The organism is Paenibacillus pabuli NBRC 13638 (assembly GCF_001514495.1).
GTDB lineage: Bacteria > Bacillota > Bacilli > Paenibacillales > Paenibacillaceae > Paenibacillus > Paenibacillus pabuli.
Map to the genome: position 1 here is coordinate 19,082 of NZ_BCNM01000039.1, position 15,358 is coordinate 34,439.

The 15,358-nt window shown below is 48.7% G+C and carries 15 protein-coding genes; 4 read left to right on the forward strand and 11 right to left on the reverse strand.

What is annotated here, in order from left to right; genetic code table 11:
- Positions 1–20: 20 nt before the first annotated feature.
- Positions 21–566: an AAA family ATPase gene (locus PPA03S_RS31210; RefSeq protein WP_062329914.1), complete on the forward strand. Its 546-nt coding sequence runs from the start codon at positions 21–23 to the stop codon at positions 564–566.
- Positions 563–1,375, forward strand: a complete 813-nt coding sequence (locus tag PPA03S_RS31215; protein WP_062329916.1) for a helix-turn-helix domain-containing protein — start codon at positions 563–565, stop codon at positions 1,373–1,375. Before PPA03S_RS31210 ends, PPA03S_RS31215 begins: the two co-directional genes overlap by 4 nt.
- A 3-nt stretch (positions 1,376–1,378) precedes the next feature.
- Here PPA03S_RS31215 and PPA03S_RS33135 read toward each other — a convergent pair whose 3' ends face one another.
- Both PPA03S_RS33135 and PPA03S_RS31220 read right to left on the reverse strand, forming a co-directional pair.
- Positions 1,379–1,537, reverse strand: a complete 159-nt coding sequence (locus PPA03S_RS33135) for an MOSC domain-containing protein (protein WP_174532174.1) — start codon at positions 1,535–1,537, stop codon at positions 1,379–1,381.
- 117 nt (positions 1,538–1,654) lie between these two features.
- Positions 1,655–2,857: an MFS transporter gene (locus PPA03S_RS31220; RefSeq protein ID WP_062329918.1), complete on the reverse strand. Its 1,203-nt coding sequence runs from the start codon at positions 2,855–2,857 to the stop codon at positions 1,655–1,657.
- Positions 2,858–3,100: 243 nt separating this feature from the next.
- On the opposite strand from PPA03S_RS31220, the gene PPA03S_RS31225 reads away from it, so the two are divergent.
- Together PPA03S_RS31225 and PPA03S_RS31230 are read left to right on the forward strand one after the other, a co-directional pair.
- Positions 3,101–3,457, forward strand: coding sequence for a DUF1304 domain-containing protein (locus PPA03S_RS31225; RefSeq protein WP_167666128.1), 357 nt, complete (start codon positions 3,101–3,103; stop codon positions 3,455–3,457).
- Between the two features lie 119 nt (positions 3,458–3,576).
- Positions 3,577–4,377 carry a DUF4261 domain-containing protein gene (locus PPA03S_RS31230; RefSeq protein ID WP_062329920.1) on the forward strand — a complete coding sequence of 267 codons (801 nt, stop codon included), beginning with the start codon at positions 3,577–3,579 and terminating at the stop codon, positions 4,375–4,377.
- 382 nt (positions 4,378–4,759) lie between these two features.
- On the opposite strand, the gene PPA03S_RS31235 is transcribed toward PPA03S_RS31230, so the two are convergent.
- The 9 genes from PPA03S_RS31235 to iolD form a co-directional block, all read right to left on the reverse strand.
- Positions 4,760–5,254: a GNAT family N-acetyltransferase gene (locus PPA03S_RS31235; protein ID WP_062329921.1), complete on the reverse strand. Its 495-nt coding sequence runs from the start codon at positions 5,252–5,254 to the stop codon at positions 4,760–4,762.
- The gene (locus PPA03S_RS31240) at positions 5,251–5,751 is read right to left on the reverse strand and encodes a hypothetical protein (protein ID WP_062329923.1); all 501 of its coding nucleotides are present in this window, start codon (positions 5,749–5,751) and stop codon (positions 5,251–5,253) included. Before PPA03S_RS31240 ends, PPA03S_RS31235 begins: the two co-directional genes overlap by 4 nt.
- A 341-nt stretch (positions 5,752–6,092) precedes the next feature.
- On the reverse strand, positions 6,093–7,106 hold the full coding sequence (locus PPA03S_RS31245) for a LacI family DNA-binding transcriptional regulator (protein WP_062329924.1): 1,014 nt from the start codon (positions 7,104–7,106) through the stop codon (positions 6,093–6,095).
- A gap of 186 nt (positions 7,107–7,292) precedes the next feature.
- Entirely contained in the window at positions 7,293–8,099 is an 807-nt protein-coding gene (iolB, locus tag PPA03S_RS31250) for a 5-deoxy-glucuronate isomerase (protein ID WP_062329925.1), read from the reverse strand.
- A 112-nt stretch (positions 8,100–8,211) separates the two neighbouring features.
- Positions 8,212–9,264, reverse strand: coding sequence for an inositol 2-dehydrogenase (iolG, locus tag PPA03S_RS31255; protein WP_062329926.1), 1,053 nt, complete (start codon positions 9,262–9,264; stop codon positions 8,212–8,214).
- 69 nt (positions 9,265–9,333) lie between these two features.
- Entirely contained in the window at positions 9,334–10,809 is a 1,476-nt protein-coding gene (locus PPA03S_RS31260; RefSeq protein ID WP_062329927.1) for a CoA-acylating methylmalonate-semialdehyde dehydrogenase, read from the reverse strand.
- A 122-nt stretch (positions 10,810–10,931) separates the two neighbouring features.
- A complete protein-coding gene (gene iolC / locus PPA03S_RS31265) occupies positions 10,932–11,942 on the reverse strand; it encodes a 5-dehydro-2-deoxygluconokinase (protein WP_062329928.1) in 1,011 nt (336 codons plus the stop codon).
- A gap of 157 nt (positions 11,943–12,099) precedes the next feature.
- Complete coding sequence (iolE, locus tag PPA03S_RS31270; protein ID WP_062329929.1) at positions 12,100–13,002, reverse strand: myo-inosose-2 dehydratase; 903 nt, start codon at positions 13,000–13,002, stop codon at positions 12,100–12,102.
- A gap of 173 nt (positions 13,003–13,175) precedes the next feature.
- A complete protein-coding gene (gene iolD / locus PPA03S_RS31275) occupies positions 13,176–15,041 on the reverse strand; it encodes a 3D-(3,5/4)-trihydroxycyclohexane-1,2-dione acylhydrolase (decyclizing) (RefSeq protein ID WP_062329930.1) in 1,866 nt (621 codons plus the stop codon).
- Positions 15,042–15,358 lie beyond the last annotated feature (317 nt).

The following is a 15,358-nucleotide window of genomic DNA, read 5'->3' on the forward strand; positions in this document are numbered from 1 at the left end:
CAAAGGGGACTGGTTATGGAATGATCAGAGAGGAAACCAAGACCAAACTCAGGCCAAACAAAATACATATTATCGGCTCAGTCGGCAGCGGCAAGTCTACACTGGCCCGTCATTTATCCGCTAGGCTAGATCTTCCTTATTATGAGCTCGACAACATGGTGTGGCACCGTGTACCTCAAGGACAGGATGTTCGTAATAGCCCGGAGATGCGGGACACCCTTCTGCAAAAAGCTGTGCAATCCAATCAGTGGATTATTGAAGGAGTACACTATCAATGGGTGGCAAGAAGTTTCGAACAGGCCGATCTTATCGTCTATTTGAATACGCCCGTGTGGAAAAGAAATGTACGCATTCTCAAACGTTTTACAGTACAGAAGCTCGGACTGGAGCAAGGAAATTACAGACAGACTTTCAGCATGCTTGGGCGAATGTACAAATGGAGCTATCAGCATGATCGCAAGGAAAAAGCGCTAATCATGACGTTTTTGCAGCCTCACCAACATAAATTGTGTATGGTTCGCGACGAAGCAGAATTGACGAGATACCTGGAGGAATCGACATCATGAAACATGCAGATTATAATACAAGGCCCCGTATGGGAGTTCTGAATCTGGATGAGAACGACAAAAGATATCGTCTGACACGCTACGCACCTTCCGAAGCACTGAGTTCTTTGGTCAAGCATTTCTGGATGGTCTCTTGGGACCTCAACGGGACTGATCCCTACCTTCAGCATGTGGTTCCAAATCCATGTGTCAATCTGGTAGTAGAGCGGGGAAACACCTTTTTCTTCGGTCCATCTGGACAGAAATTCTCCTATCTCGTCCAGGGGAAAGGAAGCGTATTTGGGATGAAGTTTAAGCCCGGGGGATTCTATCCGTTCATTCGCACTCCCGTTACCACATTGTCTGGCAATCCTTTGGATGTCTCCGGTGTGCTTGGTGTGGATGCTCCACTACTCGAAGAACGGCTGCTCGGAGACGGAAATGACTTGGACAAAGTCAGCTATATGGATCAGCTTCTATGTAAACGCCTCCCTCCTTACGATGAGCAGGCCATTCTGGTCAGCCAAATTGTGCTGCAGATTGAGCAACAACGGGAAATGCTGCGTGTAGATGACTTGTCTGCCTCTTGGAATCTGCACACAAGAAAGCTCCAGCGCCTGTTCAATCAGTATGTAGGCATCAGCCCCAAAATGGTGATCAAGCTCTACAGGCTGCAAAATGCTGCCGAGATGATGGAACGGGGCATGAACTGTGATCTAGTTAAGCTTTCTCAGGATCTTGGATATCATGATCAGTCGCACTTTATCAAAGATTTCAAAGCCATTATCGGCAGCACACCTGAAAATTACGTTAGAAAAAGCCTGTCCTGATGTTCAGGGCAGGCGAATAACTTCGATTGCATCACCAGTACGGATTACGCCTTCACGCTCAACTGAACAGACGAATCCTCGTTTCTTGCGGGCGGCTGGCACGAACTTTTTACGTAAACCATCCTGTTCGTACACCTGCTCGACGAATTGAACGTTTCCCACGCTAATCCTCTCTTTCCATGAGTAAGTTCACTTCTGTATTGTTCATTATTACCCAATGAATGGAATTCCGACAATCAGTTATGTTTATCTTCGTGTTCAATCCGCACACAGCGGGAATCATCCCGCGACACTCTCCGCCTTTCTCCGCTTCGGCAACAACGGCCCCAATATTAACGCGCCCGCTAGAAAGAGTACCCCACTTACTGTAAATACCGTTAACAGTGAAAATTGATGCATCATGTACCCTGCAATAGACATGGCAATGACCATCATGCCCATAAACACCGGAGTAACAGCGCCTCCTACACGTCCAATAAATGCACCCTTCGTATTGGTCATAATCATCATCTGAATGCCCACATGAATCCATGGATAGAAGAATCCAGTGATCAATTGAGTCACCATGGTAATCACGACATTCTCAGACCAGCCCATGACTACCGTCCCAAGCGCACTGACAAACAATCCAATGGCAAGCATGACCTGTGGCTGAAGTTTTTTGGCAGCACTCATGATGAACGCTCCCCCTACCAGCATGGCCAGCCCATTAACCATGAGCAACCATTGCAGAAAGGTTTTGTCCTGCCCCAGATTATCTATGGCAACAAACAGCATTAAGGGCTGGATCAATCCCGAAGCTAGACCGGTTACAGCGAAGGTCATAACCAACGTCCGCAATGCAATATTGCCATATACATAACGGAAGCCTTCAACCAGTTCTCTGCGAAAAGAAGGGCTCTGGCTTGCCTCAGATTCAACATCATCCTTGGGCAACCGGGAAAGAACCCACCCGGAGAGCAGGAACATCCCTGCTGTAATAGCCAATGACACCTCAATTCCGTAATTTTGATAGATAATGGTACCAATCATCGGTCCAATCACCATAAATACGGCAACCATTGTCTGGAACATAGCCATAACACCTTGTAACTCCTCGGCCGGCACATGCTGCTTGAACAGCTTCATCGCCGAGGGCTGAGAAAACTGAGAAAATATTGCCGATACCAGTGTCCCCAGCAGCACCGAATACCACGGACCATACATTAACGCGATTAGCACAACTACCACAGACAACGAAGACAAAATATCACTCCAAACCATCGTCCGTTTGGGTCTCCAACGATCCGCAAAGGTTCCTCCGATAATCCCAAATATAAAAATGGGTGCATACTCCGCTACCGAAATCAATGATACTGCCTGCGGGTCATTGCTCGTCATATCTGTAACAAACAGCAGTATGGCAAAATTCCGTATCCAAATTCCCAGCTGTAACAGAATACGCGAAACAACAACCGTCCGCACATAACGATTACGAAACAACTCAAGCCCTCCTCTAATTCATCCAAACAAATAATTTTCTTATTTATGTTTGTTTATTTATAGACAATATATAATAATGTTTATTTATAATCAACAACAATATTAATTCGACATTGTGATCTCTTTATAATTTACACAATTGATTTGTGTAAAATTAATTTCCCCCTTTCAGTTCACTTTCCAAACATATATACTGAATGAGATCAGTAAATTAATGACATATAAGAAAGCAAGGTGTTTCTTTTGATCAGTATCATTTTTGTAGCTCTTGTAGCCATCGAGCACATCTACATCATGGTGATGGAGATGTTTCTGTGGACTCGCCCACGCACGATGAAAACGTTCAATCTTACTCCTGAATTTGCGCAGTCAACCAAACCTTTGGCAGCCAATCAAGGTCTGTACAACGGATTTTTGGCCGCAGGTTTAATCTGGGGGCTTGTTTATCCGGATACCTCTGTTGGACAGCACATCCAGATTTTCTTCCTGGCGTGTGTCATCATCGCGGCCCTCTATGGAGGTGTAACCGCTACACGTTCCATCCTTATCAAACAAGGTCTGCCTGCGGTTATTGCGTTGCTTCTGGTGCTTTTTCTCTGATCGTTCTGCCGGTCCATACCATGCTGGGTCATTACATGCGTCAGTGTGGTATGGTAAGGTTATAAAGGCAGTAGGTTATGCCTTGATCACTGTGATTAGTCTGGAAAGGAGAACGTTTCATGGGACTTTTTGACAAGCTTCGGCGTCGCAAGAAGGAACAACCGCCTGCAGGAGGAACAGTACATATTGCTCCCTATAGCGAGACCATCGTTGGATTTGTCCTGCTAGAGCGCGACGATTGTAATTTCGACCGCTTTATCAGCAATATGAAAAACGAGTGGGATATTGAAATTGAAGAACATCCGGAGGATGGCAACCTCTTTTTCGAAGTGGATGGCATGCAAGTGGTATGTGCACATATCAATGCACCTGTTCCTAATCGTGAAGTAGAGGAGAATGCCAGATTAAATGTGCTATGGCGGGATGCGGAACAAGTCACCTCTAGACATCAATCCCAGATTATCGTCTCTGTATTGAACGCAACCGACGCCATCAAGGCACACATCTTGTTCACCCAAACAGCCAGCGCCTTGTTGCAGCTTGATCATGCGCTGGCTATATATATGGCACCACTCGTCGTAGAAGCAAGCAAGTATGTAGACATCAGTCGTGGACTCAAGGATCAGGAGTTACCTGTCTCGCTCTGGATTTTCATCGGATTATTTCAGGGTCCTGAGGGGGCCTCGGCCTATACTTATGGGTTGCGAAATTTTGGTAAGGATGAATTGGAAATCAATGATTCGGCTGAGCCGTTAAGTGAAGTATTCGAGATGATGTACATGACTACGACATATGTAATTGAAAATGATGTAACACTGCATGACGGGGAGACGCTCGGCTTCTCAGCAGAACAAAAGTTGCCCATCACCCGTTCGGAAGGAATAGCTACGGAAGGCAGCAGTCTTAAGATCGGATTCTAGCCTGGAGCAGATTCATACTTAACGGAGTTTATATGGAGGCATTTCCCCAGGATGCGAAGGAGAAAATCGTGGAACACCAAAAGCTGCTGGCACAGTGGGGCATGAAACATGCGAGTGTAACAGCAGGCGGCGCAATTGCCAAAATGCAGCTGAAGCGGATTTTCAAGGAAGCACAGCATCAGACCTAGTTCCAGTGGGAAATGTATGATGAGGCTTTTGCATTTTTATTGAAATAATCAAAGAGGCTGTTAGGTAGTAGGCACCGAGTGAATAACGTTTCTTAACAGGCGTATTATCAAACAAATGAAACATTTATTATTCGTGACTTATAAGGCAGCCTCATCCACACTTTAGTTTCAGGATGATCCTGTGTGCGATAGAATCATGAGTTTATCGCACACACCATCGTTACGGATGTATCACACATGCCTTGTTCAACAAATCCGAAACGCCGATAAAGCCGAATGGCTTCGTTATCCGGGTCAACACTGAGCGATACGGCAGTAATGCCCCTCTTTTGTGCCTCTTCCAACGCTGCCTGAATAAGGCGGGTTCCAATTCCTTTTCCACGGGCAGTCTCGACCACCGCCATGCCCATCTCGGGCGTAGCCGCATTGACATACCCGTATCCCGCATTTTGATCATTATAGAACCGCAATGTCACCGATCCCATACGCCTGCCCCGAGAATCCACGGCAATAAATCCGAAATCCCCTTCTCTCCCCCAATCTTCAACGTACTTGGACATGCCGGGGCTATGTATGATCTCAGGTTCAAAAGGTTCCTCGCCCTCCCGGTTGAACAGAGATGCATACAACATTTCCCACAGAAAAGGGATATCCTGTTCTACAATCGGACGCAATTGATACTCTTTCATTCCTTTCCCTCCTTCAAATTGGTAAAAAGTCGTTCCATTTCATTTAAATTAAACTCATTGGTTATTTCATAATGTTCATGCTGGTCTCTCGTTTTGTATCCGCTATAGATAGAGACAGCATGTTTGTTATAGAACGTAATGCCAAATCCTTCTGTAAATCGATCTTCTTTCTTAATCAAGAGCTGCCATTCATAGTAGTGGTTGGCCCACTCAGAGGGATCTATTTTTTTTACTCTCCTAAGTTCAAGATCTTTTGCCAGCTTCAACATATCTTTAATCTCTTGAGGGTCTGTAATGGTTATTTCATCTTCATTGTACGGACCGTTTACCGCTATTTTTCTAATCACCAGACGCTCCAGTGTATCCATCATGCCCATATGCTCTGTGACCTCAGCTCGAAAGGTGGTATGTTGCCTTGAATTATACATGGGTATGGCAATAGCTGAAATGACGATTACAACGACTGCAGCAAGAATGATTTTGGTTCGTTTTTTCATTGAAATCTCCTCTCGTTATGGGGTTAATCAGGAAATTAATGTTTTAATCAAGTATACCATCTTATCCAAAAATTGTTCTATACTCATATAATAATGTTAACAAACCCAACGAGCGAGCTTGGCATGCCAATATAGATAGGAGAACTGGATGGCATCCAAGGTTTAATTCAAATAAGCCGTGTTCCTCCGTAGAGGCACCGGCTTGTTTGAACAGACTAGAATAACAACAATGGATGTCCCCTTCATGCCATGACTTGTGGAACAACCCCTTGTTTTATAACGTGAAACGGTGCAGAAATTCTAATGCTTGTTTCGAGGTCCGATTCCAGAACTACTGTTTTTTAATATTGATTCGATACATTCCCCGTCGAATCTCTAACGACCAGCTCAGGCTTCAGGACAACTCTCTGTGGTGATTTATTTTCATCTTTTAGCTCACCAATTAATAAATCAACGGCACGACGCCCCAGCTCCTCAATTGGTTGGGCGACCGTCGTCAGAGGCGGATTGGTTACCGAAGCCAGAATCGTATTATCAAATCCGATGATCGAGACATCTTCAGGCACACGCAGACCAAGCTCTTTGGCAGCCTGGAGCGCACCAATCGCCTGCATGTCGTTACAGCAGAAAACGCCTGTGGCTCGATTCCGTTCCGTGAGCAGCACGAGCGCCTCTTTTTTGGCTGAACCCAGATCGGCAGATGACTCTCTTACCCGATCAGCTCCAAGAGAAAGGCCCGCCTTCTCCAATGCTTCGCGGAATCCACGGATACGTTCCTTACTGCTGCTGACTTTGAAAGGTTCTGACAGCACGGCTACACGAGTATGACCCAATTCAAGCAGATGCTCTGCTGCCAAGGAACCCCCAAGCCTGTCATCAATCGCAACGGTATGCACTGACAACGAAGGCATATGGCGGGCAATCAGAGCAACAGGTATCGACTGCTGCAGGAGTGGCGACAGAATCTCGGCATTATCGACACCTGTTCCGATCATCATGCCATCGACCCTTTTTTGCTGAAGCAGGTTCAGATACCGCTCTACCCGCTCATCCTTGTTATCCGTGCTGCAAATGACGACGCTGTAACCCAGCTGCCGACTGCGATCCTCAACCGCTCTGGCCAGCTCGGCAAAGTACGGATTGGAAATATCGGGCACGAGCAGTCCGAGCGTATACGTCTGTTTGCCTGTAAGTGCAGCGGCGATTGCACTCGGCTGATAGTGAAGACGCTCCATAATCTCCATAATCTCGGCGCGCCGCTTCTCACTAATTTTCCCTTTGCCGTTAATGACCTGTGAGACGGTTGCAATGGATACCCCTGCCTCACGTGCTATATCATATATGGTTGCTTTCATTGTTTTTTCCCCATTTGTGCTATATATAAACTTCGTTATACATAGATAATTGTTCTCTTCTTATTATGCAGGGGGAAGTCTGCATACGCAACTTGAAACCAGCTTTATATGCGCAGCATGAGCGGTTAACCCGCTGTGTAACGTCTACTTGAAATCGGTAGTTACCAAGATGCAACACTGATCATTTTACTTTTTCATCAACCACTCATGGTCAGGATCATTATGGAATTTCCAGGTCCGGGTCGGTCCGGCCATCACGTTAAGATAATAAACTTCGTATCCCGGAGGAGCGCCTACCGGATGGTATCCGAACGGGACAAGCACGACTTCACCATTGTTCACTGCAAGCGTCTCATCCACAGATCGATCATCCGTATATATCCGTTGAATGGCAAAACCCTGCTCTGGTTGAACGCGGAAATAATACGTTTCTTCCAGCAAAGATTCGTCAGGCAAGGCGTCCTGATCATGCTTATGAGGGGGATAGCTCGACCAATGCCCATCTGGCGTGAACACCTCAACGACGAGCAGACTGTCAGCTTCTTTTTGTTCCGGTAAAATGTTGTGAATCTGTCGTTCCAGATTGCCGTAACCACGCGTCTCAACGCCCACGTCTTCGGGCGTGATTAGACGAGCTGGGTATGTTCCTTTTCCTGGTGCCGCACATATTGCTATCTCCAATGCAGTATGTGCCGTGAGCTCCACCTTGTCTGAACTTGATACGTAAACCGAGTATGGAGGGATTTTCTCGAAGATGCTCATTCTTTTCCCGATATTCTCCCATTTGTGTTCACGAGTACTTACATTAGCCAAACCGCTCAGAAGTACAATGCAGAGTTCCCGGTCCCCGCTTTCACGAGTCAACGTCTGTCCTTCCGCAAGTTGTATGACCTGAAACCCAACATAGTCCCACCCCGCAGACTCTGGTGTTACAGTTAAAAGCGTGCCATCCCCATCAGGGTTCATCACTGGTTTCACGATACGTTCTGACATGTTGCTTACCCACTCCTTTCTGTAACCATCTGTAAGAGGCTGTGATTCATCTAGTATTCAAATGGAAGATAAAAATCCATACACAAGAAATCGATATCTGTATCGAATCGTCTTACGTTGTAGCCGTATGAGACTCCACAGTCATGCCCTGAACCTCTCGCAGCTTCACGGGTCTTCCCTGTTCCAAAGACATACGAGCCGCGAGCGCAATTCGTTCAGCCTGCACCGCATCATGCCCGTCAACAATCACTGGTGTATCATTGAGGATCGCTTCAATAAATAGGGCTGTCTCCTGCACATATGCTTCATTGTATCGTTCCAGGAAAAAGTGCAGCGGCTTGTCGCGCATCAGCCCGGCTGATGTACTGACTTCTGCAGTATTTGGATGATCATTTGCAGCTGCGGCGCTGCCCAATGAGCCAAATACCTCGACACGCTGATCGTATCCATATACCGCCTGACGGCTGTTATCAATAACGCCGATTGCTCCATTTTCAAAACTCATGGTCACAATGGCCGTATCCACATCGCCGTGTTCCGCAAAAACAGGATGAATCAGCACATTGCCCTGGGCATAGACTTCCTCCACCTCACTCCCGGACAGATACCGGGCCATGTCGAAATCATGGATCATCATATCCATGAAGATTCCGCCAGACACCCGGATGTACTCCGCTGGCGGCGGACTCGGGTCACGAGAAGTGATTTTGATAATATGGGGATCGCCAATCGTTCCCTCCTGCACATGTGCACGTACTCGTCTGAAGTTATGGTCGAAGCGGCGGTTAAATCCGATTTGCAGCTTTACCCCTGCCTTCTGCACGGCTGCAACGGCTGCCTCGGTCTGGAGAAGGTCCATACTGACAGGCTTCTCGCAAAAAATGTGCTTGCCTGCCTGGGCTGCCTGTTCAATCAGTGGCACATGCGTATCTGTTGAAGAACAGATCAGCACTGCATCCAGATTTGACATGTTGATCAGCTGGCTGGTGTCTGTCGTTACCACCGGAATGCCACGACTGGAAGCCCATTCCTCCAGCTCGGGTCCTGCAAACAAATCACTGATGCCAACAATCTCGGCATGAGGGTTGCGCAGAAGATTGTCCGCGTGAATTTTGCCAATACGTCCGGCTCCAATGATGCCAATTCTCACTTTATCCTTGCCCATTCCGTTATCCTCCCTGTACGTGTCCATATGGGCTCAACGTTCTGCCATTGGCCCAGGTGCCCGAAGTGACTACCAGCGGGTAGTAACCATCTTTTTGCGAGTATAAAATTCAACGCCGTCTGTACCGTTGGCATGCAGATCACCATAGAAGGATTTCTTCCAGCCGGAAAAAGGGAAAAACGCCATTGGCGCAGGTACGCCCAGGTTAATGCCCAACATGCCCGCATCAATCGTTTCACGGAATTGACGCATGCTTGCTCCGCTGCGGGTAAACAGACAAGCTCCGTTGGCAAAGTCGGAACGGTTCGCCAACTCCACGGCTTCCTCGAGTGTAGCCACTCTAGCAATGGAGAGTACCGGAGCAAATATCTCGTCTTTCCAGATTTTCATGCTGCTCTGTACCTCATCGAATACCGTCGGGCCAACGAAATAACCGGATTTGCCTGCCGCATCATCCTTGCGTCCATCCCGGATCAAGGCTGCGCCTTCCTGTTCTCCGGATTCAATGTAACTGAGTGTACGTTCCTTATGTGGGCCACGGATTACGGGACCCAGGAACACCCCTTTATCCATGCCATTACCAATGGTGATGCGATCAGCAGCTTCCACCAGCTTTTGTACTAGTGTGTCAGCGACATCACCCACAGCGACGACAACGGAGCACGCCATACAGCGTTCACCGGCTGAGCCAAAAGCCGCACTGGTAATTTCCTTCACCGTCAGGTCGAGATCGGCGTCTGGCATAACGATCGAGTGGTTTTTGGCACCAGCTAGCGCCTGTACCCGTTTACCATGCGCAGATGCAATGGTGTAGACGTATTCAGCGACAGGCTGTGAGCCGACAAAAGAGATCGCTTGAACATCCTTGTGTTCAAGCAGCCCGTTCACGACATCGTGTGCACCGTGAACGATATTCAGCACACCGTCCGGCAGCCCTGCTTCCTTGAACAGCTCAGCCAGTCGGCCTGCCAGCAGCGGTGTGCGCTCGGACGGCTTCAGGACAAAGGTATTGCCGCACGCTATCGCCAGCGGGAACATCCAGCACGGTACCATCATTGGGAAGTTGAAGGGGGTTATTCCCCCAATGACGCCGATCGGGTACCGATACATGCCCGACTCCAGCCCTGTGGCGATGTCGGGCAGCTGTTTGCCCATCATGAGATTCGGGGCACCTGCCGCGAACTCGACACATTCAATGCCGCGCAATACCTCGCCGTAGGCTTCGGCATAGCTCTTGCCGTTCTCCAGCGTGACCAGCCGGGCCAGCTCTTCCCAATGTTCTACCAGCAGCTGCTGGTAACGGAACAAAATGCGCGCGCGGCGGGGAACGGGTGTACCGCTCCAGGACGGGAACGCTTCCCGTGCCGTCTGGACAGCCAAATCCACGTCCGCCTGTTCAGACAGCGGTACGTAGGCAATGACCTCTTCTGTAGCCGGATTCACAACTGGCTCGGTACGCGTTGCCGCCGGGGTCACCCAGGCACCCCCGATCCAGTTTTGAACCTTTGTCGCTGTTGCTGACGCTTCCGATATCCCTTTTCCCATAGCCCTGTCTCCCCTCGCTCAGATATATGCGTTACTCTAGAGTGCTCCAAGTAAACCATTTATTTTAAGATCGTTCATGTTTTTTAAGTGATTTAAGTGAGTTTATTATTTCAACACGCTTTTTAAGATGCTGTAATTTCGCCGCGGTTGCAGCGTTCAATATAGTCATTCACCTGTTCAACCGTTGGCATCGCATCTGAGCAGCTATGGCTGGAGATAACGATACTTGCGGCCGCACTGCCAAATGCCATGCTGCGTTCAATCGTCCATCCCTGCATCAAGCCGTACAGGAACCCCGCGGCGTAGGAATCACCTGCACCGAACGTTTTGACCACTTGTGCGGGATAACTGTCAGCACGATGGGAAAGCCCTTCACCTGTATAGGCAATGGAGCCTTCCTTGCCATGTTTGATGACCACAATTTCGGCTGAAAAATCGAACCATTTCTGCGCGGTCACCTGATCGCTATGGTCGGGATTGTGATCAAACGTTTCCATCATGTCGAACTCTTCACGTGTGCCCAGGATGATATCGCATTTCTCGGCTGCAAGGTTATAATAGACCGCCGTCTCTTCAGCTGATGTCCATGTGTAAGGACGATAGTCCAGATCAAACACAATGGTTGTGCCATGCTTTTTCGCATATGTCAGAGCCTGGAATACTGCTTCTCGCGATGGACTCTGGGCAAGGGCTGTGCCTGAAATCAGCAGCACTTTGGAGTCGGCAATTAACTGCTCCTGTACCTCTCGGGCTTGTAATAATAGATCAGCTGCATTATCCCGGTACATTAGAATGCTGCAGTCCGTTGGACTTTTGATCTCGGTAAAAGCAAGCCCGGTCACCGCTCCGCTGTCGTCCGTTACCACATTCGACGTATCGATCCCGTTCCGCTCCAGATAGCTGTGAATGAATCTGCCCATCTGGTCATTTGCGATTTTGCCGATAAAAGCGGTCTCCATACCGAGCCTGGACATGCCAATCGTGATATTGGCCGGAGAGCCGCCTACATATTTCGTAAACGTCATCGTCTCTTCCATTGGGCGATTGATCTCATTGGCATTCAAGTCGATGCACAGACGGCCGATCGCGGTGAAATCCATCTTCCTGGAATCAGGAAAGGATACGTAGGTCATTGCGTTTGAACCCCTTTCTGTGATGGGATATCGCATGTTCATATGGATATTTCGTTTTGGCTGCGAATTTTAACATTCAGGTTATATCAATCAGACTCATATGCTCATCATCCGGTTTACCTCGTGGTATGGCTCTCTCCCGATTGCCATGACTTTATCATCTTTGCTGATATAAGGACTCCATATATTGCAAGGATCGCCGCGCATATTCATAGGGATTATGGATCGCAGGATCCTGCTCCCCTTCAAGCATCGCCCAGCCATCATACCCTCGGGTGATCAGTTCCTGCAGAATCGGTGCAAAATCTATACAACCATCCCCGGGAACCGTAAATACACCTTTACGAATACAGCCAACAAAATCGTACTGCTCTGCCCGCGCTTCATCCAGCACTTGTGGACGGATATCCTTGAGGTGGATGTAGGCAATCCGGTCATAATGTTTGCGCAAGAGCGTTAGCGGGTTGGATCCACCGTAGTAGGCATGGCCTGTGTCATAGAGCAAATAAACAAGCGATGGGTCAGTCAGCTCCATCAGTTTATCGATTTCCTCCGGCTGCTCGACTACCGTGCCGCCGTGATGGTGATATGTCAGTTTCAAGCCGTGCTCACGGGCAATGGCACCTGCTTCGTTCAGCCCCTCAGCAAGAACATGCCATTCGGATTCGTTGAGTCTCAGCACCTCTTTTTCATTCGGTGTCCGCCTTGGATCAAAATGCAGGGACCCTCCCACTTCCGCCGTGCTAATCACCGTACTGCCCATCGATTGCAGAAACTCCGCATGCCTGCGATAGCTATCCAGCTCAGACTGACGATATGCCGGGTCGGAGAACAATACCGATTTCCACTGGGAAACGAGGCGTATGTTACGTTTGCCTAGTTCCTCTCGCAATAGATCTGGATCAGCGGGATATTTACGTCCCATCTCCGTACCTGTCAATCCGAGTCGTTGAATATCATCGAGAATCTGTTCACACGTTGTTGCATCACCATGCTCCTTCACATCCTCTCCGACCCAGTTGATCGGATGAATCCCGAACTGAAATGGCAGCTTGTTCATGGCTCCACGTCTCCTTTTGTGGTTCAGCATTTTAAATCATTCGTCTTAACTCATTTCTGGTACAAGGATGTTTACAGGATGAAACATCCTATTCATACAACCTGGACGAATAGATATATACCGATCTATATCTTGCTGATTGAAAAGCGATTTGAATTTATACAATTGCGCAATTAAACGGGCCTGGCTTTTCCACGATTTAACTGCATTGCGTGATGAGCAGCTACTACCTTTTCCTCGGTGGATACTTCTGGCACGCCCACATTCCACCAGGACTCATATCCGCCTGCATTCGTTCCAGGCACAACCCGAATTTCGATCAGCGTAGTCACATTCTCATTCCGTGCATTCCTGATCGCTTGCTCTAACTGCTCTGCCGTTTCTGCCTTGTACGCTTTGGCTCCAAGGCTGCGGGCATGTGCCGCAAAATCCATAGGCATGTAATCCCCGGTAAGTCTTCCAGTCTCTGATTCCCGATAGCGAAACTCATTGCCGAACCCGTCACTTCCGTGCTCTCGCTGCAGATTGTGAATGCACTGGAATCCATTGTTGTTGAATAGCAAAATGGTCATCTTTTTCTGTTCCTGGAGGCTCGTCACCAGTTCAGAATGCAGCATCAGGTAACTGCCATCACCCACCATGGCGTAGACTTCACGATCCGGCTCGGCAAGAGCTGCTCCGAATGCCCCGCTCACCTCATAGCCCATACAGGAAAAGCCGTATTCCATGTGGTAGGTTTTCGGTGCAGCCGCACGCCACAGACGGTGTAAATCTCCAGGCAAACTTCCTGCTGCGCACACAATGACCGAAGAAGGATCAATGGTCCGGTTCACGATACCCACCGCTGTGGTCTGTGCCAGCCCCGATTCGTGTTGTACCCCATAGAGTCGATCCACTTCGGTGTTCCATTCATCCCGCAGTTCGGTGATCTCGGATGTTCCGTAACCGCTGCGGTATTGCTGTTCCTGTAAAGCCGTTTGTAAGGCTTGCAAACCTTCCCGTGCATCCGCCAGAATTGCCTCGCCACCCAGTTTTGCTGCATCCATGCCGTTCAAGTTTATATTGATGAAGGCCGCTTCAGGATGTTGAAAAGCAGACCGGGACGCTGTCGTAAAATCCGAAAATCGAGTGCCGACGCCGATCACTACATCCGCTTCCCTGGCTAGCCTGTTGGCCGCCAGCGAGCCGGTAACCCCGATGGCTCCCACATTGAGCGGGTGGTCCCACGCCAAGGCACTCTTGCCAGCCTGCGTCTCGGCAACCGGAATACCAAATGCCTCGGCGAATTCAGCCAGCTGCACAGATGCCTCGGCATACAACACACCGCCGCCTGCAACGATCAGCGGCCTCCTGCCACGGGCAATCTGCTGCGCCGCCCGTTCAATCGCCGCCTGGACCGGGGGGCGACGGTCCAAGTAGTGCACCTTGCGGGCGAAGAATGATTCTGGGTAATCGTACGCCTCTGCCTGTACATCCTGCGGCAGCGCCAGCGTTACCGCACCTGTCTCTGCCGGGTCCGTCAGCACGCGCATTGCCTGCGTGGCAGCGATCATCAGCTGTTCAGGACGCACGATACGATCCCAGTATTTGCTCACCACTTTAAACGGATCAGTGGCTGAAATCGTATAGTCCCCGCTGACCTCCAATTGTTGCAACACAGGATCTGGCTCACGCGTGGCAAAGTTATCACCTGGAAGCAATAAAACAGGGATCCGATTGACCGTTGCTGTTGCCGCTGCGGTAATCATGTTCAGTGCACCGGGGCCAATAGATGTTGTACACGCATAGATCTGTCTGCGGTTCTTCTGCTTGGCATAGGCCGCTGCTGTATGAACCATGCCCTGTTCATTTTTTCCCTGCATATACGTCAGGCTTCCCGGACTGCGCTCCAGTGCCTCCCCAATGCCAGTTACGTTGCCATGTCCAAAAATGCCGATGACACCCTTCACAAACTTGGTTTCCACCCCATCAACCGAAATATATTGCTGATCCAGGTATCGGAGCAGTGCCTGAGCCATAGTCAGTCTAATGGTTTTCATGTGATTGAACATCTCCCTTCCCTTTACGGGTTAAGCGCTTAATCTATCTAAGTTTAAGCGCCTTACCCCTAAAGGTTAAGCGCTTAATTGATATAGTATTACAGGTTGAAGGATAAGGCAAGATATATTTGTAAGCGTTTTAACAAAAGTGAAATCAGACCTGGTATATCCACATCGTATTTTAATAATGCTAACTGCTGTTCCAGCAATGTCTCGATTACGTTTTTAACTATGAAGGCGAGTTCCGGGGACTGCTAAAAACGCCAAAGAACGCAAAAAAGAGATGGCATTAACCATCTCTTTCTTGCATTTCTATA